General features: G+C 68.5%; 20 protein-coding genes and 1 pseudogene. 8 read left to right on the plus strand and 13 right to left on the minus strand.

Features of this window, described 5'->3' with window-relative positions; genetic code table 11:
- The 3 genes from LX16_RS19565 to LX16_RS19575 form a co-directional block, all read right to left on the minus strand.
- Positions 1–1,242: a DUF2252 domain-containing protein gene (locus LX16_RS19565; RefSeq protein WP_147142028.1), complete on the minus strand. Its 1,242-nt coding sequence runs from the start codon at positions 1,240–1,242 to the stop codon at positions 1–3.
- 93 nt (positions 1,243–1,335) lie between these two features.
- Positions 1,336–1,866 (minus strand): NADH-quinone oxidoreductase subunit B, encoded by a 531-nt coding sequence (locus tag LX16_RS19570; protein WP_147142031.1) that lies wholly within the window; start codon positions 1,864–1,866, stop codon positions 1,336–1,338.
- An 8-nt stretch (positions 1,867–1,874) separates the two neighbouring features.
- The gene (locus LX16_RS19575; RefSeq protein ID WP_147141198.1) at positions 1,875–2,249 is read right to left on the minus strand and encodes an NADH-quinone oxidoreductase subunit A; all 375 of its coding nucleotides are present in this window, start codon (positions 2,247–2,249) and stop codon (positions 1,875–1,877) included.
- 114 nt (positions 2,250–2,363) lie between these two features.
- Here LX16_RS19575 and LX16_RS19580 point away from each other — a divergent pair, with 114 nt between their 5' ends.
- Positions 2,364–2,603 carry a hypothetical protein gene (locus tag LX16_RS19580; RefSeq protein WP_147141201.1) on the plus strand — a complete coding sequence of 80 codons (240 nt, stop codon included), beginning with the start codon at positions 2,364–2,366 and terminating at the stop codon, positions 2,601–2,603.
- On the plus strand, positions 2,600–2,932 hold the full coding sequence (locus LX16_RS19585; protein ID WP_147141204.1) for a type II toxin-antitoxin system PemK/MazF family toxin: 333 nt from the start codon (positions 2,600–2,602) through the stop codon (positions 2,930–2,932). Before LX16_RS19580 ends, LX16_RS19585 begins: the two co-directional genes overlap by 4 nt.
- Before the next feature lie 45 nt (positions 2,933–2,977).
- Here the strand turns inward: LX16_RS19585 and LX16_RS19590 are convergent, their stop codons facing one another.
- The 5 genes from LX16_RS19590 to LX16_RS19610 form a co-directional block, all read right to left on the minus strand.
- Positions 2,978–3,784: an SGNH/GDSL hydrolase family protein gene (locus tag LX16_RS19590; RefSeq protein WP_147141206.1), complete on the minus strand. Its 807-nt coding sequence runs from the start codon at positions 3,782–3,784 to the stop codon at positions 2,978–2,980.
- Between the two features lie 499 nt (positions 3,785–4,283).
- Positions 4,284–5,315 (minus strand): 2-oxoacid:ferredoxin oxidoreductase subunit beta, encoded by a 1,032-nt coding sequence (locus LX16_RS19595; protein WP_147141208.1) that lies wholly within the window; start codon positions 5,313–5,315, stop codon positions 4,284–4,286.
- A complete protein-coding gene (locus LX16_RS19600) occupies positions 5,308–7,161 on the minus strand; it encodes a 2-oxoacid:acceptor oxidoreductase subunit alpha (protein ID WP_244615901.1) in 1,854 nt (617 codons plus the stop codon). Before LX16_RS19600 ends, LX16_RS19595 begins: the two co-directional genes overlap by 8 nt.
- Positions 7,162–7,458: 297 nt before the next feature.
- Positions 7,459–8,502, minus strand: a complete 1,044-nt coding sequence (locus tag LX16_RS19605; protein WP_147141210.1) for a hypothetical protein — start codon at positions 8,500–8,502, stop codon at positions 7,459–7,461.
- Positions 8,495–9,019 carry a SigE family RNA polymerase sigma factor gene (locus tag LX16_RS19610; protein ID WP_211354632.1) on the minus strand — a complete coding sequence of 175 codons (525 nt, stop codon included), beginning with the start codon at positions 9,017–9,019 and terminating at the stop codon, positions 8,495–8,497. The genes LX16_RS19605 and LX16_RS19610 overlap by 8 nt, the downstream gene beginning before the upstream one ends.
- Positions 9,020–9,530: 511 nt before the next feature.
- Between LX16_RS19610 and LX16_RS19615 the strand changes: the two genes are divergently transcribed.
- Both LX16_RS19615 and LX16_RS19620 read left to right on the plus strand, forming a co-directional pair.
- Positions 9,531–10,106, plus strand: a complete 576-nt coding sequence (locus tag LX16_RS19615; RefSeq protein WP_147141217.1) for a hypothetical protein — start codon at positions 9,531–9,533, stop codon at positions 10,104–10,106.
- Positions 10,107–10,209: 103 nt separating this feature from the next.
- On the plus strand, positions 10,210–10,611 hold the full coding sequence (locus LX16_RS19620; RefSeq protein WP_147141220.1) for a phage holin family protein: 402 nt from the start codon (positions 10,210–10,212) through the stop codon (positions 10,609–10,611).
- 80 nt (positions 10,612–10,691) lie between these two features.
- Here the strand turns inward: LX16_RS19620 and LX16_RS19625 are convergent, their stop codons facing one another.
- Positions 10,692–11,504 (minus strand): IclR family transcriptional regulator, encoded by an 813-nt coding sequence (locus LX16_RS19625; protein WP_147141223.1) that lies wholly within the window; start codon positions 11,502–11,504, stop codon positions 10,692–10,694.
- 401 nt (positions 11,505–11,905) lie between these two features.
- On the opposite strand from LX16_RS19625, the gene LX16_RS19630 reads away from it, so the two are divergent.
- From LX16_RS19630 to LX16_RS19640, 3 genes are all read left to right on the plus strand, one after another.
- Entirely contained in the window at positions 11,906–13,042 is a 1,137-nt protein-coding gene (locus LX16_RS19630; RefSeq protein ID WP_244615902.1) for an MFS transporter, read from the plus strand.
- An 85-nt stretch (positions 13,043–13,127) separates the two neighbouring features.
- Positions 13,128–14,126 carry a polyprenyl synthetase family protein gene (locus tag LX16_RS19635; RefSeq protein ID WP_170283880.1) on the plus strand — a complete coding sequence of 333 codons (999 nt, stop codon included), beginning with the start codon at positions 13,128–13,130 and terminating at the stop codon, positions 14,124–14,126.
- Positions 14,127–14,283: 157 nt separating this feature from the next.
- On the plus strand, positions 14,284–14,472 hold the full coding sequence (locus tag LX16_RS19640; RefSeq protein ID WP_147141226.1) for a hypothetical protein: 189 nt from the start codon (positions 14,284–14,286) through the stop codon (positions 14,470–14,472).
- Positions 14,473–14,542: 70 nt separating this feature from the next.
- Here the strand turns inward: LX16_RS19640 and LX16_RS19645 are convergent, their stop codons facing one another.
- The 3 genes and pseudogenes from LX16_RS19645 to LX16_RS19655 all read right to left on the minus strand — a co-directional run bounded on the left by LX16_RS19645 (position 14,543) and on the right by LX16_RS19655 (position 17,324).
- Positions 14,543–15,061 (minus strand): NADH-quinone oxidoreductase subunit J family protein, encoded by a 519-nt coding sequence (locus tag LX16_RS19645; protein ID WP_147141229.1) that lies wholly within the window; start codon positions 15,059–15,061, stop codon positions 14,543–14,545.
- A gap of 7 nt (positions 15,062–15,068) precedes the next feature.
- Positions 15,069–15,563, minus strand: a pseudogene (locus tag LX16_RS19650) (NuoI/complex I 23 kDa subunit family protein); the annotation flags it as partial.
- Positions 15,564–15,659: 96 nt separating this feature from the next.
- Positions 15,660–17,324, minus strand: coding sequence for an ABC-F family ATP-binding cassette domain-containing protein (locus LX16_RS19655; RefSeq protein ID WP_147141234.1), 1,665 nt, complete (start codon positions 17,322–17,324; stop codon positions 15,660–15,662).
- 467 nt (positions 17,325–17,791) lie between these two features.
- Between LX16_RS19655 and LX16_RS19660 the strand changes: the two genes are divergently transcribed.
- Positions 17,792–19,243: a competence protein CoiA family protein gene (locus LX16_RS19660; protein WP_147141237.1), complete on the plus strand. Its 1,452-nt coding sequence runs from the start codon at positions 17,792–17,794 to the stop codon at positions 19,241–19,243.
- On the opposite strand, the gene LX16_RS19665 is transcribed toward LX16_RS19660, so the two are convergent.
- Positions 19,233–19,772: a GNAT family N-acetyltransferase gene (locus LX16_RS19665; RefSeq protein WP_147141241.1), complete on the minus strand. Its 540-nt coding sequence runs from the start codon at positions 19,770–19,772 to the stop codon at positions 19,233–19,235. The two genes, LX16_RS19660 and LX16_RS19665, sit on opposite strands and share 11 nt — an antisense overlap.
- Between the last annotated feature and the right edge of the window lie 186 nt (positions 19,773–19,958).

A 19,958-nucleotide genomic window follows, 5' to 3' on the forward strand; every position in this document is an offset into this window, starting at 1 on the left:
TCACACTCCGATCGGAAGCCGGTCGTTGCGGAACAGGTCCACGAACAGTTGGTGGTCGGCGCGCGCCCGGCTGCCGTACCGGTGCGCGAAGTCGACCAGGAGCTCGGTGAACCCGGTGTCATCATCCCCGACGGCGGCGACGATCGCCTCCTCGGTGGAGTAATCCACCAGTCCGTGGTCCGACTCGTCGTCGGCGACCGAGTGCATCCGGGCGACGGCGCGTCCCAGGTAGCCGAGGACGGGACGGATCTCCGCCGGTTCGTCCAGGTCGGACCAGTCGAGGTCGGCCGCGTACGGTGAGACCTCGGCGACGAGCTGACCGATCCCGCCGAGCTCGGTGTAGCCGCACCACGGGTCGGCGTAGGACTGCAACGCGCGTTGCGACTCGACGGTCCGGTGTCCCTGGTGCGCGAAGTAGCCGCGGATCTGCGGGTCGTCGATGACGCGGCTGACGGCGGGCACCTGGGCCTGTTTCATGTAGAGCAGGACGTCGTTCTCCAACGCCTGGCTGTTGCCCTCCAGCAGCAGGTTGTACGACGGCAGCCCGGCCGATCCGATGCCGACGCCCTTGCGCAACACGATGTCCTTGATGTGCAGCGCGGTGGGGCGGGTGATCCGGCCCGGCGGCAGTGTCGTCAGGTATCGCTCGAAGGCGGCGTGGACGCGGTCGCGTTGTTCGGCGGAGACCTCGTAGACACCCTCGCCCATGGTGAAGCGGCGGTCGTAGTCGACGACGTGGGTCTGCGAGTCCAGCAGGTGGAGTCGGGACCCGAGCCGGGCCTTCTGCAGCACCGCGTGGAGCGCGCCGTCGGTGGTGTCGAGGGTGAGTTCCCCGATCGCGTCGTCCCCGGCGGCGGCCAGCAGCCGCAGCTCCGCCAGGTACGCCGAGGCGAAACCGTTGACCAGGTCGGTGATGTCGTCGTCGGAGAGCGCCTTGGCGTATCCGATGAGCGCGACCGAGGCCACGAACCGCTTCAGGTCCCAGATGAACGGTCCCACGTACGCCTCGTCGAAGTCGTTGACGTTGAAGACCAGCAGGCCGTTGGCGTTCATGTAGGTGCCGAAGTTCTCGGCGTGCAGGTCGCCGTGTATCCAGACCCGGGACGTGCGTTCGTCGCAGTAGTCCGGCTTGTCGGACTGGACGTCGGAGTAGAACAGGCACGCGCTGCCCCGGTAGAACGCGAACGGCGACGCGGCCATCTTCCGGAACTTCCGGTGGAACGCGTGGGGGTCGGCGGCCATGCCGTCACCGAACTCGGTGGTCAGCACCTCGATGATGTGTGCGGTGCGTGCGGAGGAGGTCAAGGGGTGTGGTCCTTTCACGGTGCGGGGTGGTTACCGGTCCGGGGGGCGCACCATCCCGGCGGTCAGCGACGCGGCGTCGCGGGGCAGGCCGCCGATACCGGCCGGTTCCGCGGCGATCTTCTCCTGAAGCCGCATGATGCCGTGCAACAGCGCCTCGGGACGGGGTGGGCAGCCGGGCACGTACACGTCCACGGGGATGATCTGGTCGACGCCCTTGGTGACGCTGTACGAGTCCCAGTAGGGACCACCGGTGTTGCTGCAGGCCCCGAAGGAGATGACGTACTTCGGTTCGGGCATCTGGTCGTAGAGGCGTTTGATCGCGGGGGCCATCTTGTCGGTGACGGTGCCGGAGACGACCATGAGGTCGGCCTGCCGGGGGCCGTGCGCGAACGGGATGACGCCCAGTCGCATGAAGTCGTGCCTGCCCATGGAGGTGGCGATGAACTCGATCGCGCAGCAGGCCAGCCCGAAGTTGAACACCCAGAGGGAGTAGCGGCGGCCCCAGTTCAGCAGGAACCGGATCGGTTCGCCGAGGACTCCGCCGACTCCGCGACCGGGCATGCCGAGGTTCACAGCCACCGCAACACTCCTTTGCGCCACGCGTATGCCAGGCCGAGCGCCAGCACCGCCACGAACACTCCCATCTCGGCCGCCGCGGTCACCCCGAAGCCGGGCCGGTCGTACACGACCGCCCAGGGGAACAGGAAGACGCTCTCGACCGCGAACAGCGCGTAGAGGAAAGCGTAGACGTAGTACCTGATCTGCATCTGTGCCCAGCCGTCGCCGACCGGGTCGAGCCCGCATTCGTAGGTGGTCTGTTTGGCCGGTGAGGGGGCCTGGGTGCGCAGCAGCCGGTTCGCCGCGAACGCGGCGATCGACACCAGCACTCCGAGCACCAGGAGGAATCCCAGGGTGGAGTACGAGGCCAGGTAAGTGGTGCCCATGGTTTCACAGACTAGTCCTGTGCCACCATCGCCGCATGTGCCTGCGAAGAGGCGCCGCGACCGGTCAGCGGGAACCACGGAGCACGTGTTTAACGACTGTTGTACACTGGTCGGATGACTGTGGGATTCCGGGCCACCGAAGAAGACGTGAGAATCATCGAGGAGCAGCGCCGCGAGGGCGAAAGCACCACCGAAGTGCTTCGTCGTGGGCTTCGACTCCTCGACCGTGCCGCGTGGGAGGACCGCGCCCGCGAAGACATGTACCGGCTGCGAGATGAAGATCTTTCGCAGGAGCCCGATGAATGGGAGTACACCGAGACCGGTGAGGTGCGCATCGTCGGAGGCGGAGGTTGATCAGGGGTGCCGTGTATCCCATCGACCTCGGGGATCACAAACGCGGCCACGAACAACGTGGAAGGCGTTTCGGCGTCATGGTCAGCGTGACCCAGGACACGTGGAGCACCGTGACCGTGGTGCCCACCTCGACCAGTGCTCAGCCGTCGTCGTTCCGGCCTGAACTCGTCTTGCTGGGACGGGAGACCCGACTGCTCGTCGATCAGATCCGCAGTATCGACATCAGGTACGTCCTCGGCGATCCGATGGACTACCTCGATCGCACCGAGATGGCGCAACTGGACTACACCCTCCACCGGTATCTCGGGCTCACCATGGGGTGGAACTGACCGCGGCCCGGCGGGTCGGGCCGGGCCGCGGGTGGTGTGTCGTGGCTACAGGTGCGCGTTCAGCGCCTCCATGTACCCGATGCCGTGACCGTTCCGGTTCGGGTGGTACGACTCGGGGATGTTGAACCTGAGACCGTTGACGTAGGCGCCGGAGGTGCACACGCCGTGTCCCTCGAATGCCGGGATCGGGTCCACATAGGTGAATCCGGCGTTCTGCGCCGCGGTACTGATGACACCGTTGAGCACGTAGTTGGCCTCGTTGATGCGGGCCTGCTCGTCCAGGTTGATGCCGGTGTTGCCGAAGCAGCTCCGGCCGCTGAACAGCTTCGGATATCCGAGGATCAGCACCTGCGCGTTGGGCGCGCGGCTGCCGATCTCGGCGTACAGGTCGCTCAGCAGGCCGGGGAGCCGCTGCTGCGCGTCGGCCTCGGCGGCCTCGACCTTGTCGGTGCAGCCGGCCGTGCTGCTGGTGGTGCAGGTGATGATGACGCTGGAGAAGCCGACGTCGTTGCCACCGACCGACAGGGTCACCAGGTCGGTGCCGGCCGACAGGGCGGGCAGTTGGTCGGAGTGGATGTCGGCGACCTTGGCGCCGCTGCAGGACTGGAAGTCGAGGGTGGCGCCGAGTTGGTCCGCCAACAGCGGGCTGTAGGCGTTCTGGGACTGGAGGCAGTCGCCGCCCTTCCAGCTGTCGGTGGAGATTTCGGCGTAGTTTCCGGCACCGCTGCCGGAGGCGAAGGAGTCGCCCATGGCGACGTACTCGATCGATTCGTTGGCGGAGGCGACGGACGGGAACACGAACGTCACCGCGAGCGCGGCGACGAGGGTGAGGGAGAGTCGGGCGGTTCGCATGTGGTCGTCTTTCGCGACAGGCCCTGCCGGGGCGGGCTCGCCGCCGGTGCGGTCCGCCTCGGGGAAGTGGGCATCACCGGGACGCGAGCGGGGCAGGGGATACGGGGTGGGGGCTTTCCTGTGGTCGGGGTGGGCATGGGACGGGTCGACGTGGGCACGGTCGATCCCTCCTGGATGGAGGATGTCGGGGCCGTGCCGGTCGGCCTCTCGAAACTTCGTCCGGCGTCATTTTCACACGTGGTGACGGAAAGTCAAGCCCCACAGACGGTCCCGGCGGCCCGGATCCGGACGGTCATCGCCTCCCGACCTGCGACTACACGTCCCGGCGGGTGGTACGAATCGATTCACACGGCGGTGCCGCGACGCGCCGCCCCGCCACACGTCTCGCCATAGTGGATGATCGCACCACGCCCGTACGACACCCCGCGAGCACCCGAGCCGCCCCGGGCACGACAACGGCGGCCCGGTAAGGGAACCGGGCCGCCGTGTGTCTCCGTCGTTACAGGATGGTCCAGGTGTCGGAACCCGTCAGGAGCCCCGCCAGCTCCGCCTCTGCCGCACCGTCCGACTGCGCGTCGCTGACCTGCTGCCGCACGATCGAGTCGTAGGTGTCGCGCCGCACCGAACGGAACACGCCGATCGGCGTGTGGTCGAGCGAGTCACCGGACAACCGGCTCAACGCGAACGCGTAGGAGGGATCGGCGGCCGTGGAGTCGTGGACGACGATGTCGGACTCGGCCACGTCGGCGGTCTCGGCCACCGCCAGACCCCAGCCGTTCCGGACGACACAGTGCCGCCCCTCCGGTCCGAACACGATCGGTTCGCCGTGGACGAGCCGGATCAGCGCCTCGTCACGCGACTCCGGCGACTTCAACACCTCGAAGGCGTCGTCGTTGAAGATCGGGCAGTTCTGGTAGATCTCCACGAACGCGCTGCCCTGGTGGACCGCCGCCGCCCGCAGCACCTCCTGGAGGTGCTTGCGGTCGGAGTCGAGGGTGCGTGCCACGAAGGACGCCTCGGCTCCCAGCACCAGCGACAACGGGTTGAACGGCGCGTCGGCCGAACCGTACGGCGTCGACTTGGTGATCTTGCCGGTCTCCGACGTCGGCGAGTACTGGCCCTTGGTCAGGCCGTAGATCCGGTTGTTGAACAACAGGATCTTCAGGTTGACGTTGCGCCGCAACGCGTGGATCAGGTGGTTGCCGCCGATCGAGAGGGCGTCGCCGTCACCGGTGACCACCCACACCGACAGGTCGGGGCGGCTGGTCGCCAACCCGGTCGCGATGGCGGGCGCCCGGCCGTGGATCGAGTGCATCCCGTAGGTGTTGAGGTAGTACGGGAACCGGGACGAGCAGCCGATTCCGGAGACGAAGCAGATCCGTTCCCGCTCCATGCCCAGTTCCGGAAGGAACGACTGCACGGCCGCCAGGATCGCGTAGTCACCGCAACCCGGGCACCACCGGACCTCCTGGTCGCTCTTGAAGTCCTTGGCCTTCAACGGCTGTATCGGAAGGCTCAGCTTGTCAGACATTCTTGACGACCTCTTCCAGCACGGTCTCCAACTCCTGGGAGGTGAACGGCAGGCCGCGCACCTGGTTGTACGCGACCACGTCGACGCCGAAGCGGGCACGCAACACGGCGGACAACTGGCCGAGGTTCATCTCGGGCACGACGACCCGCTTGTACCCGGCGAGCACCTCGGCGAGGTTGGCCGGCATCGGGTTGAGGTGACGCAGGTGCGCCTGCGCGATGTGCAAGCCGCGTTGCCGCAGCGCCCGGCAGGCCGCACCGATCGGCCCGTACGTGGAACCCCAACCGAGCACGAGGACGTCGGCCTCGCCTTCGGGATCCTCCACCACGACGTCCGGGACCTCGATGCGGTCGATCCGGGCGGCACGGGTGCGGACCATGAAGTCGTGGTTGGCCGGGTCGTAGGAGATGTCACCGGTGCCGTCGCGTTTCTCCAGTCCACCGATGCGGTGTTGGAGCCCGGGCGTGCCGGGGACCGCCCACGGCCGGGCGAGGGTCTCCGGGTCCCGCTTGTACGGCCAGAACACCTCCGTGCCGTCGTCGAGGATGTGGTTGGGTCCGGACGCGAACTCCACGGTCAGGTCCGGCAACGCGGACACGTCCGGCAGCCGCCACGGTTCGGAACCGTTGGCCAGGTAGCCGTCCGACAGCAGCATGACCGGCGTCCGGTACGTCACCGCGATACGGCACGCCTCGATCGCCGCGTCGAAGCAGTCGGCGGGCGTGCAGGGCGCGACGACGGCTATCGGCGCCTCACCGTGCCTGCCGTACAGGGCCATCATCAGGTCGGCCTGTTCGGTCTTGGTGGGCAGGCCCGTCGAAGGCCCGGCGCGCTGCACGTCGACGATGACCAGCGGAAGCTCCAACGACACGGCGAGGCTGATCGTCTCCGACTTCAGGGCGATACCGGGGCCGGAACTGGTCGTGACGCCGAGGGCGCCGCCGTAGGAGGCGCCGAGCGCCGCGCCGACCGCCGCGATCTCGTCCTCCGCCTGGAACGTGGTGACGCCGAACCGCTTGTGCCGGCTGAGTTCGTGCAGGATGTCCGACGCCGGCGTGATCGGGTAGGCGCCGAGGAACACCGGCAGCTTCGCCCGCACACCGGCGGCGACGATCCCGTACGCGAGCGCCAGGTTCCCGGTGATGTTGCGGTAGGTACCCGGCTGGAGGGACGCGGGCGGCACCTCGTACCGAACCGCGAAGCTCTCGGTGGTCTCACCGTAGGCGTGACCGGCGCGAAGCGCCGCGATGTTCGCCTGCGCCAGTTCGGGGCGGGCGGCGAACTTCTTGGAGATGAACGCCTCGGTCGTGTCGGTGGGACGCGAGTAGAGCCAGGAGATCAGGCCGAGGGCGAACATGTTCTTGGCGCGGGCGGCCTCGTTCTTGCCGATGTCGAAGTTCGACAGCGCCTCGATCGTCAACGACGTCAACGGCACCGCGTGAACCTGGTAGGGCTCCAGGCTGTCGTCTTCGAGCGGGTTGGCCTGGTAGCCGACCTTCTTCAGGTTGCGGGCGGTGAACTCGTCGGAGTTGACGACGATGGTCGCGCCGCCGGGCAGGTCGGGCAGGTTCGCCTTCAGCGCCGCCGGGTTCATCGCCACCAGGACCCCCGGCGCGTCGCCGGGTGTGAGGATGTCGGTGTCGGCGAAGTGGATCTGGAAGCTCGACACGCCGGGCAGGGTACCGGCGGGGGCTCGGATCTCGGCCGGGAAGTTCGGCAGGGTGGACAAGTCGTTGCCGAGTTTGGCGGTCTCGGCGGTAAACCGATCACCGGTGAGCTGCATTCCGTCGCCGGAGTCTCCCGCGAAACGAATGACAACCCGGTCCAGTTGTCGGACGGTATTCACCTTTAAGCACTCTCCTTGGCGGGCTGACCGAAGCCAGGTGGCGATCGGGATCCCGTCCCGGTTGCAGGCTCCCGGGGTCGGATGGCGGCCCTCCACGAGCGGGTGTGGTCCCGGCGTGGCGACACCCGGTTCCGGCCGCCGCCGGGACCCGTACGTCACCATGCCCGTTGCCACACTCTCTCGCCATGGACCATCCACCACCGCAAAACTCTTACACTCGCGATCGTACGTCGCGGGTTCGGGGATATCGCGGTGTGCGACGGACGACACCGATGTCGCCGTAGCCTCACTCGCCGGTCAGCCGGGCGATTGTGAGCTTTCAAGGCTACGGGAGGAGTCCCCGGTGCCGTCGGGTTTGGCGGTGCCGGATCCTCCCGTGTCGCCGGTGCCGTTGTTGCCGGGGTCCTCACCACCGGGCGGGTCCTGCGACCCGCTGGGAGTGGGGGACGGTTCGCCGCTGGGTCCCGGTGAACCGGACGGTCCCGTCGACGGCTCGTCCGCGGGCGGCGTCCCGGTCGTTTCAGTGAATTGTTCACCGTCGAAGGTGAACTGCCGCAACGTCGTGGAGTCCTTCGACGGGATGCTGAGCGTGACCGTGGAGCTGTCGACGGCGGCCACCGCGATCGGCTCCTCCTCCTTCGGGGAGGTGTAGACGAACTCGACCGCGTCGAAGGAGTCCGGTTGGTGGTACAGCGCGATCACGCCGGGGACGTCGCCGCAGGCGACGGGCACGATGACCTCCTCGGCGGCCTTGCCGTCGAGGTCGGTGCGCATCGCGTGCGTGTCACCGGGCAGCAGGACCCACGAGTCGGAGTCCTCCTCGGGGCTGGGAGACCCCTTCGGCTTGTTGGAGGTCGTGCCGTCCGGGCCGTCGTGCGGCGCGAAGGCGTACTCACCGGCCGGACAGCGTTCACCGAGTTCGCCGGGCCACGCCGGCAGGGTGATCGACAGCGCCAACAACTGCGCCTCGACCGGGTCGGGACTGCTCGGCGGAAGACTGGGACTGGCTCCCGGGATGGACGAGTCGACCGAGACGTCCGCGTCACCGTCGGCCGTCTCGGAACCCGCGCCGAGCACGGAGGGCTCCTCCACGTCCGGGGAGGCGACGTTCTGCGCCACCGACACGCCGGCCACCATCAGGCCCGTGAACGCCAGGCCCGCCATCGACAGGCTCAACGCCCTGCGGCGCGGCTGCCGGGAACGGGCGGACCGGCTCATCAGGGCGCCGGCGGGTGCGGGCGAGAAGTGCTCGGGAGCGGCGGACCGGTACGACGCGAACGCGGCCGCGACGATGTCCTCGCCGTCATCGGTCACCACCTCGGGGCCACGGGGTTCAGCCACGTCTGCTCACCTCACCGGGTCGGCGGAGCTCGCCGGTGGCCTCGAACTCGTTGAGGTAGCGGGCGAGTTCACTACGGCCGCGATGAAGCCACGACTTCACCGTGCCCTCCTTGGCGCCGGTCTGGGCGGCGATCTCGGCCACCGACAGGTCACCGAGGTAGTGCAGCACGACGGCGCGCCGCTGCTTCTCGGGGAGCTTCCGCAGCGCCGCCACCAGGGCGACGTGGTCGGGGCTCATACCGGGGTGGGGTTCGGGTGGGGACGACCGCTGCAGGAAGCGGCGGGCGACCGCGACGCGGCGATGCCGTGAGGTGGCCAGGTTCCAGGCGACGCGCCGGATCCACGCCAACGGCTCGTCGTAGCCGCCGACGGTGTCCCACCGCTGCCAGGCCCGCAGGAACGCCTCCTGGACGAGGTCCTGGGCCTCACTCGCGTCGGAGGTGTACGCGTACACCTGGGCAGCGAGTTCTCCGAATCGCGTCTCGTAGAGCGCGATGAACTCGCTTTCCGACCGCACGCGCACTCCGTCAAGTTCCGACGCCTGGACGCCGTCGGAGATGATCGTCACTCCGACGGTAGAGGCCATTTTTCCTGGCGGCCGGTTCACCACACACCCCGGGGGGTGACCGATGTCAAGAGGCACGGCGCCGCCCAGCGCCAGTGTGCTTGCCATCGACGTCTCCTCACGGTCTTCTCAACGCGGCTGATCTGTCTAGGGACACGCCCCAACGCATGATCCGGTTGCGTGCGGAACGCCGCGCCGGACCCACCCCCCGGGCCGCGGGCCGGGGGTGAGATGCGTCTCTTCACGGTCGGGGCGTCACCGCGTTCCTCCAGGGGGTGCGCGGTCACGGTACGCTCCCGCAGGAGACGACCCCCGCGCCACGGCGCGGCCCCACCCCATCGACCACACACGTGTCGCCGCATCGTGAGGTACCGGTTCCCGGTCCTCGCCGCACGCGTTCACGGGTCGAAGGGCCGGGGCGTCACCTCACTTATACATCCGACGCGCTACGAGCTGGAATCACATGACATACCCACAGCAACCCGGCTACGGACAACAGCCGGGCTACGGCCAGCAGCCCGGTTACGGGCAGCAGCCGGGTTACGGGCAGCAGCAGCCGGGCTACGGTCAGCAGCCCGGATACGGGCAGCAGCAGCCGGGCTACGGTCAACAACCCGGATACGGCCCGCCCGCCGGGGGCGGCGGCCAGGGCTGGATCACCGTCGACGCGAAGTTCTTCGTCCTCAACTGGATCCTCTTCCTGTTGAAGCCGAAGATCTTCATCGACGGGCAGCAGATGCCCAACGCCCAGTGGAACCAGAACACCTTCCCCGTCACCGCCGGCTACCACACCGTGAAGGTCGTCAGCCCCTGGCTGTGGGACTTCGGTGCGGCAGAGACCCAGATCAACGTCCCCGCGGGCCAGAACGTCCCCATCGAGTACCGCAGTCCCCTCGTCAACCTGTTCGTGCCGGGTTCGATCGGCCCGCCGCCGCAGAAGTTCAACGGCGTCGGAGTCCTCATCGGACTCATGGTGGTCCCGTTCGTGCTGGTGGTCATCCTCTGCTGCATCAGCATGCTCGGCGCCGGCCTCCTGTAAGAGCTCGGCCGGCCCGGCGGACGCGCCGGGTCGTGCCCGGACGGCGTCGCGCGCCGATCCGGCACACCGTGCGGTTTTGTACTCATCTGGCACCATGTGCCAGATGAGATACCTCCTCAATCTCGTCGTGACCGCGTTCGCGCTGTGGATCACGACTCTCATCTTCGCCCCCCACATCGAGTCCACCGCCGACACCACCCTGGGCCACATCGGAACGCTCCTGGCGGTGGCGTTGATCTTCGGACTCGTCAACGGGATCGTCAAACCGGTGGTCAAGGTGCTCGGTTGCGCGCTCTATGCGGCCAGCCTGGGACTGTTCGCACTCGTGGTCAACGCCGCGTTGTTCCTACTCGTCGACCTGATCGCGGGCTGGTTCGATCTTCCGTTCAATGTGGAGAACTTCTGGTGGGCGATGCTGGGCGCGCTGGTGGTCGCCGTCGTGAGTTGGATCGTGAACCTGGTGATTCCGGACAAGAAGGAGTCCAAGAAGCGCAAGCGCCGCTGACTCGAGAGCGACGGGCCGGGCGAAGGGTCACTCGACGGGCGACGTCGGTGGCCGGGCGCCCGGCCCTCGTCGTGAGCGGCCTACAGCAGCGGCTCCAGTTCGTCGGCGGCCCGTCGCAACCGGTTCTTCACCCTGGTGCCGTAGAGACGCAGCTCCGTCAACGGCATCGTGCAGGCGATCACGGTGCGGCACCGGGGGTCGGGATCGTCCCGCACCACCGAGGCCACACAGCCCACGCCGTCCCGGAACTGGTTGATCTCGGTGTAGACGCCCTCGGCCGCGAGCTTCGCCAGGTCGTATTCGAGTTCCCGGGGTTCGGTGACGGTGTACTCGGTGTACCTGCGCATCCCCGCCTCGCTGAGGTAGTAGCGCCGTTCCTGGGTGGACATGGTCGACAACAGCGCCTTGCCCAGGGCGGTGGCGTGGGCACCCTCGTCGAAACCGAGTATCAGGTCCTCCAGGTGCGGCGATCTCGCGCCCTCGTTGACCGCGGTGATGGCGACCCGGCCGTCGACCATGCGGCCCAGGTAGTGGCTGTAACCGGTGTCGCCGACCGTGCGGCGCAACACCTCCGCGACCGTCGACGGGCCGCGCATCGTGGCGGCCAGGTCGGCGAACCGGTCGGACACGGCCAGCCCCACCTGGAACCGGCCGCCCTCGACACGGATCAGATACTCCTCATAGGTCAGTGTGCGCACCAGGTGGTACGCCGTCGGCAGTGTCAGGCCGCACCTTCGCGCGATCTGTTTCGCGGTCAGACCGTCGGGCGAGGCACCGATCGCCTCCATGACCCGCAACGCGCGCTGGACACTACGGATCAGATCAGTAGGTTCAGGTTTCCGGTTCGGTCGTGGATTCGGTGCCGCCGCGCCGGGTCTCTGGCCCCCAGCCATTCGTCATTCCCACCTTCGTCGTCACAATCCCCGTCGCCTGCATCGGATCGGGCGCTTCTGTCATACCTTATTGGTGACAACTGTGTCTACGGCGTCACGGTTTCACAATATGAAAAACGTCGAGTGGCGACGGTGCCCGACACGGGGGATAGTTGACGAGTCCATGTGATGCGGACTCAAAGTACGGCTCGTGTTCCACCCCCACCTGTGTGGACGCGGGCCTCCGGCGGACCGTTCCCCACCAACGGTCCGCCGTATCCGCGGCGACGGGGGGACAACGACCCCACCACCGTCTCCCCGTCGTCCCGGGTTCCGCGCGGACCCGCGCCACGCGCCGACTGTGGCGACAACCGCTTGCCGATCCGGTGACTTCTCCGCCGCGCACCGGTACCGTGTCGGCGGTGACCTCTCCACAACGTGCCGCCGCGGCGGCGGTGAGCACCACCGTCGCCACCGTCTGCCCCGTCTTCCTGGTAGGCGGACTCAGCGTGCAGATGGCGGACGAACTGGGGTTCTCCGCGGCCGGCCTCGGCCTCGCCGTCGCCCTGTACTTCTCCTCCAGCGCCCTCGTGAGCGTCTGGACGGGTCGGCTCGTCGAACGGGTGGGCGTGCGCGGCACGGCGGTGGCCGCGATCCTGCTGTCGGCGGTGTCCCTCGCCGGAATCGCCGCGTCGGTCCACTACCTGATGCTGGTGGCGGTCCTGGTGCTGGCCGGCCCCGCCAACAGCCTCGGCCAACTGTCGTCGAACGCCCTGCTCGCCAAACGGGTCCCGGCTCACCGACAGGGACTCCTGTTCGGGGTGAAACAGGCCGCCGTCCCCGCCTCGACCACCCTCGCCGGGATCTCGGTACCGGTCGTCGCGTTGACCGTCGGCTGGCGGTGGGCGTTCGTACTGGCGGCGTTGCTGGCGGCGGCGGCGCTGACCGTGCTGCCGAAGCGGGTCGCCGCACCGGCGACCCGGCCGCCCGTCCGGCGCAGACCGAGCCGGGCACTCGTCGTCATCACCGTCGCCGGGGCGTTCGGCGCCACCGCCGCCAACCCGCTCGGGTCGTTCATCGCCGACTACGCGGTGTTCCGCGGCGTGTCCGAGGCCGCGGCGGGCCTGACCGTCACGCTCGGCGGGCTCGCGGGCGTGTCCGCCCGCATCGGTGTCGGGTGGCTCGCCGACCGCCGCGACGGCGGCCGGTTGACCATGATCGCGGTCATGCTCGCCACCGGCGCGGCCGGGCTCGCGATGCTGGCGACCCCGGTGGCGTGGATCATCCCGGTCGGTACCGCCGTCGGGTTCGCGCTCGGCTGGGCGTGGCCGGGACTGCTCAACTTCGCCGTCACCCGCACCCACCCCGACGCGCCCGCCGCCGCGACCGGTGTCACCCAGACCGGCGTGTACCTCGGCGGGGCGATCGGCCCGCTCGGCTTCGGTGCCCTGGTGGACCTGTCGGGCTACCCGGTCGCCTGGTCCGCGATGGCGGTACTCATGGTCGTCGGTGCGGTGCTCATGGTGATCGGCCGCCGCATGCTGTTGGCCCTCCGGTGAGCGCGACCAGCGTCGCCGCCTAATTGTCGACTGGGCCACAGGGCGGGACGGCGCCCATCGATGACGGGGAAAGTATCGTGGTGGCGTGGTGAGTTTGGCGCAACGAGCGACGCCGTTGGAGTTCGTGGACCCGCGGCTGGAAGCCTCGGTCTCCTCGGGACTGGAGGTCGTGGAGCGGCGGCTGCACGAGGTGGTGGAATCCGGCGACCCGTTCCTGACGGAGGCCGCCTCGCACCTGTTCAAGGCGGGCGGTAAACGGTTCCGTCCGATGCTCGCGATCACCGCCGCGCACTTCGGTGACCCGACGGCCCGGGGTGTGATCGAGTCGGCCCTGGTCATGGAGCTGACCCACCTGGCGACGCTGTACCACGACGACGTCATGGACGAGGCGTCCAAGCGCCGGGGCGCGCCCAGCGCCAACTCGCGCTGGTCGAACTCGATCGCCATCCTCACCGGCGACTACCTGTTCGCGGTGGCGTCGGAACTGGTCGCCGAACTCGGTTCCGAGACCGTGTCGACGCAGGCGCGGACGTTCTCGCGGCTGGTCCACGGCCAGATCGCCGAGACCGTGGGACCGCCCGACGGGGTCGACCCGGTGAAGTGGTACCTGCACGTGCTGGCGGAGAAGACCGGTTCGCTCATCGCCACCGCGGCCCGGCTCGGCGCCCAGTTCGCGGGCGCGTCGACCGACGTGGTGGACGCGGTCGCCGACTTCGGCGAGACCATCGGTGTGGCGTTCCAGCTCTCGGACGACCTGCTCGACATCGCCTCCGACGACGACACCTCCGGGAAGACGCAGGGCACCGACCTGATGGAGGGCGTCCCGACGCTGCCCGTCCTGTACGCGAAGATCGGCGAGGACACCTCCCCCCGGCTGCGGGAACTGGTGTCGGGGCCGGTCGCGGAGGAGGACCTGCCCGAGACGCTGGAACTGCTCCGGGCGTCCCCGGCGATGGACCGGGCGCGGCAGACCCTCCACGAGTACGGCGACCGGGCCAAGGCGATCACCGCGGAACTGCCGGCCTGTCCGGCCCGTGACGCCCTCGCGGGCATCTGCGACTACATGGTGGCGCGCAACGCGTGACACGGGTGACCTCTCGGGTGAAGATCACAAAACCGGCGGCGGCGGTCGTCGCGTCCCCTTGAGCCGCCTAGGGTCCCGAACGGAACCGGCGGACATCCGATGAGGACCTGGACGTCCCCGGTTCCGGTCTTGTACCTCAAGGGAAGGGATCGTCAACATGTCCTTTGTGAACTCCATCGCCGACCGCGTGCTCGGCCGACTGGTCGGCGGCACCACCGCCGGCGCCGGCTGCGCCGAGGAGACCTTCATCCGTTGGGAGTCGCACGCCGGCATGCGCTGCTGGCGTCGTTGCCGCATCCTGCCGAACTGCTCGACGAGCTGCGGCAGCCTCAACTGCCAGGTCTAGTCGGACACCACCGCGCCGGGACCGATGTGGACGATCCACGTCCGTCCCGGTGCGCGTGACCGGGCGGGACTCACCCGTCCGGTTCCGCCTCGGCCCGGCGGCGCACCGAGATCACGATCGCACCGATCAGCGCCGACAGCAACAGCACCGACAGCAGCTCGAACGGCAGGACCCACGAGCCGAACACCTCCGCGCCCATCCGTTCGGCGCCACCGGGTTCCACCTCCGCCATGTCCACCCACCGCCACCGGAACGCCTCGATCAGGACGGCCGCCAGGCCCGCGCCCGCGGCGGCGCCCACCAGCGCGGCGGGCCAGCGGCGCCGGTCCATCCGGTCGTGCGCGCCGATGGGCGCGCGGGTCAGCATCACCGCGAACAGCAGCAGCACTACGACCGCGCCGACGTAGATCAGCACCTGGACCCAGGCGACCAGCTCGGCGGTCAGCACCAGGAAGCACGCGGCGAGTCCACCGAGCGCCACCACGAGCCACAATCCGGCGCGCACCAGATGGGCGGTGGTGACGACCCGGACGGCGGCGGCGAGGGTCACCGCGCCGAACACGCACAACAGGACGTCGGTGACGGTCATGTCAGCCCTTCTTCTCCGCCGTCGTCTCCTCTTTGGACAGCTCACCGCGCGGGTCGTGCGCGGGCGGGGCGGGGACGGTGGGCATCCACTCGCCGAGCCTGTCCTTCTCGTGCAGGAGGTCGCGGATGTCGGTCTCGGCGTACTCGAACTCCGGCGACCAGTACAGCGCGTCGAAGGGGCACACCTCGACGCAGATACCGCAGTACATGCACAACGAGAAGTCGATGTCGAACCGGTCGAGGACGTTGCGCTGCCGGGCGCGGGCCGCTCCGGGCGTCTCCACCGTCTCCTTGTGGGAGTCGATGTAGATGCACCAGTCCGGGCACTCCCTGGCGCACAGCATGCACACCGTGCAGTTGGCCTCCAGCAACGCGATGACGCCGCGCGACCGGGGCGGCAACGCCGGGGCCTCGTCGGGGTACTGCCGCGTGGTGACGGGTCTGGTCATGGTCTTGAGGGTGACCGCGAGCCCCTTGGCCAGTCCGCTGCCCGGAATGTTCATGTCATCATCCTGGCATGAACCGGGCCCGGGGGCGACCGCTCCACCGTGCCGTGCGGCCGGTCGCGTCGGCGGGGACGCGACCGGCCGCGGCCTCGTTCAGGCGGTCGTCTCGGCGGGGAACGGGTCGGCCGGGTCGGTGACCTCGGCCGGCGCCTCACCGCGCGAGAGCCGGTACCACCGGTTGACGCCGACCGCCCGCAGGAAGTCCACGTCGTGGCTGACCAGTATCAGCGCACCCCGGTAGGCGTTCAACGCCTGCTGGAGCTGCCGGACACTCGACATGTCGAGGTTGTTGGTCGGTTCGTCGAGCATCAGCAGTCCCGGGGCCGGCTCGGCCGACAGCACGCACGCGAGTGCCGCCCGGAGCCGTTCGCCGCCCGACAGGGTGGCGACCCGCTGGTCGGCGCGCGAGGTCCGGAACAGGAACCTCGCCAGCCTGGTACGGAGCAGCGTGTTCGACGCCGAGGGCGCGAACCGGCGCATGTTGTCGATGACGCTCAGGTCGTCGTCGAGCAGTTCCAGCCGTTGCGGCAGGTAGTGCGCCGCGACCGAGACCTTCACGGTGCCGGAGCGGGGACCGAGGTCCCCGGCCAGCAGCCGCAGCAGTGTCGTCTTGCCGGACCCGTTGGCGCCCAACAATCCGATCCGTTCGGGGCCGCGCAGGTGCAGATCGACACCCGCCGGCCCGAACAGGTCGGGACCGTCACCGCCGCCGGGCGCCAGGTTCGCGCCCCGTACGACGCACACGTCACGGCCAGCCGGTACCTCCGTCTCGGGCAAGTCGACGCGGATCGCCGCGTCGTCCCTGACCGCCTCCTCGGCCTCGTCCAGCCGCTGCCTGGCGTCGGACAGGTCGGTCTGCTTGTCGCCCTTGAGCTTGGCGGCACTGACCTGCGCCTGGCGCTTACGCGCGTTCATGACGATCTTCGGCTCGCGGGTGTTCTCGAACATCTTGCGGCCGTAGCGTTCCCGGCGGGCCAATTTGACCTGCGTGTCGATGAGCTCCTGTTTCTGCCGTTTCATGTCGGCCTTGGCGACCCGCACCATCCGGCGAGCCGCCTCCTGCTCGATCTCCACGGCGGCCTCGTAGGCGGAGTACGGCCCCTCGAAGGTCCGGATGTCCCCGTCGCGCAGTTCGGCGATGGCGTCCATCCTCTCCAGCAGGGCGCGATCGTGGCTGACCACCAGCAGCGTCCCTCCGAACGCCTCCACCGCCTGGTAGAGCCGTTCCCGGGCGACGATGTCCAGGTTGTTGGTGGGCTCGTCCAGCACGAGGATGTCGGGTTTGCGCAACAGCTTCCCCGCCAGTCCGACCAGCATGGACTCCCCACCGGACAGTCCCGCCACCGGACGGTCGAGGTCCACGTGGTCCAGGCCGAGCCGGTCGAGTTCGGCGCGGGCGATCTCCTCGACGTCCCAGGCGTCCCCGACGACCGTGAAGTGGCGTTCGTCGGCGTCACCGGCCTCGATGGCCCGCAACGCCCGGCGGACGTCCGCGATGCCGAGCAGTTCGTCCACGGTGGTGTGCAGCGTCAACGGCAGCTCCTGCGGCAGCCATTCGAGTTCGCCCACCACGTCGACGGTGCCACCGGACGGCCGCAGGACACCGGCGACCAGACGCAGCAGCGTCGACTTGCCGGTGCCGTTGTCGCCGATGAAACCGGTCCGGCCGTCGCTGGCGACGAACTCCAGTCCGTCGAACACCTCGGCGCCGTCGGGCCAGCGGAAGCTCAGATTGTTGACGACGATGGAAGTAGACATACGGGTGTCCTCCTCAATACTCGCGATCGCGGATGTCGGCATGAGAGAAGCGACACCGCGTCACGCGGTATGCGAAGGAGGCGGGGATACCCGGGGCATGAGAAAACCCGACGAGGTCCGGTAAGCCAGATCGCGTGCGCCGGACACGGTACGACGGTCTGCCGTCGTGGCGTGCCCTGAGGCGGTGTCGGCGATCTAGCGCTCCATCGGAATCCTGACGTCGGGGACAAGGACGTCGACCATTATAGCCGCGCGCCGGGTGCGCGTCGAATGTCAGTGACGCGACTCACCTCCCGTCCGGCCGCACGGGGCCGGACGGGAGGGCGCGGATCAGGCCAGTTCGCGGACCAGGATCTGGCCGGGCCAGTCGTCGGCCTCCGGCCGCGGCACCGTGAACGTCTCCGTCGGATGTCGAATCACCGACTCACGTCTTGTGATCAAGGCGCTACCTTCTCCATAGTGGGCTTATGACCTCTCCCAACGACCTCGGCATCTATACCGCCGTACTGGATTTCCCACGGTCCCGACGGCCGGTCATCGCACCAGCGGAACGCCACCACGCGCTGCGACTACGGAGGGAACACGCCGGTCAGTTCTACTGTGGCCTGCTCCTGGGCGGCTGCGGAGAACGGCTCCTGCTGAAAGCAGGCGAGATCCGGGCACCGCACTTCTCGCACCGGCCGCATGACGCCACCGCGCCACTCGCCTGCCGGCGGATGTCGTCCTCGCGGCATCGGGGCCGACAGAGCGCGAACCATCTGCACATCGCCACCGCGCTCGACACCTGGCTGCAGAAGCTCGGGCACTCCGTGGCAGCGGTGGATTTCGGAATGAGGGAGAAGGACGGCCACTGTACGGATATGCGCATCCGTGTCGGTGACCATGGCGTCATCGAGGTGATCCTGTCGGGGACCGATGTGAACAACTGGCTCAACCGCGTGCAGCAGCGGTGGAGTGACAAAACGACCCTCATATCGATCGGCGGAGTACGGTTGCCTCCGAACATCGCCCGGTACCGGCGTGATCAGATTCTTCAACTGAGATTCGACGAGGTCGACGACTACGACAGCTACACGATCGGAATGGAACGGCCCGGTCTACCCACCAGGCGTTTCGGGCTCGGGGAGTGTCAGTACCGGAATGAGGGAGTCCGCACCCCGCTCGGTTCCATTCCAGAACCCGCCGGAACACACATCACCACGTCCGCTACGGACAGCCGACCGCATGGTGAAGCCAAGACGGCACCACCGGACACGGACAAGGTCGGTTCGGAACGCTCATCCATACCAAGCGTTCCCAGGCAGCGCCAGATGGGTCCGTATGTACACGTGGTGGGTTTCGGACGGTTTCCCACCAAGCGCTTCGCAAGTGAACTGGTTGCCATCGCAACATACCTTCAAAGCGGTGGTAAGTCGGCGACGCGCGACCGGGCTCGGAAGTACCGTCATATGGCCGCGAGCCTGCTTGAGGCCCGAAACGACGTATGGATCACCGACACCGTTCAACTAGGCCAGGACATCCGGGCATATCGAACACCGACGGATCGACGTCGAATCCCACCGCAGAAGCCCGCCCGCACCACCAAGCCACGACCACTGGAACCTAAGAGTGCCCGCCGGAAGGCGACTCGGACGAGAGACGCCGCTTCGCCTCCTGCGACCCACGCGCAGAAGACGCAGCTCCCCCAGTCGGCCGACAGGCAACCGCCTCGTCGAGGAACCAACGGCCGGCGTACCGAGCAACACCGCCCCTCGGAGATCGTCACGCCACCAAGGATCACTCTCCGGAGGCCCCGAGACTTCTATGAACGCAACATAATCAGCCGCATACCCGGAGCCATGTACAACAAGAGCAACCGGGAGTGGAGCGTGCCGGGCAACACTTCGGCGGCACTCATTCAGCCGTGGATCAAACGGTAGGGGCCAGTTCGCGGACCAGGATCTGGCCGGGCCAGTCGTCGGCCTCCGGCCGCGGCACCGTGAACGTCTCCGTCGGCGTGAACCCCTGCGCCCGGTAGTAGTTCACCAGTGCCAGGTCCGGTCCCCGGAAACAGTCGACGCGCAGCCGCTCCACCCCCGCGCGCCTCGCCAGCGTCTCGGCGTGTTCCAGCAGGCGCGCGCCGATCCGGGATCCCTTCCGGGTGCGGTCGCTGGCGAGGAAACGCACGTACAGTTCCGGCACGGTCGCCGGTGGCACGTAGGGCATCGCCTCGCCGACCACCAGCGCACCGACCGGTTCACCGTCGAGGGTGGCGATGTACAGGCCCTCGTCCCGTTCCCACTCCTGCGCCCTCGCCACCCTCGCGGGTTCGGCGGACGCGGGGTTGCTACCCCACTGGTCGGTGCGTCCCAGCGACACCAGCCATTCCATCGCACCGTCGAGGAGCGCGAGGATCACCCGGGCGTCACCGGTACGGCCACGGCGGATCGCGAACCGGTCGTCAGTCATCGCCCCATGATGCCCAGCCGCAGGGGCCGTCGTCCTGTGATCTTCCGCGCTCCGGAGGCGATCCGCGTGGACGCGGCGAGGCGACACCGGGCCGTCGCGCTCCGGCAGCGCCCCCGGGTCAGGCGACGTGCCGGGCGAAGCGTTCCACGTTTCCACCGGTACTCGGCGGCGTCGGTATAACCGGGT

The organism is Stackebrandtia albiflava, assembly GCF_007994225.1.
Lineage (GTDB): Bacteria > Actinomycetota > Actinomycetes > Mycobacteriales > Micromonosporaceae > Stackebrandtia > Stackebrandtia albiflava.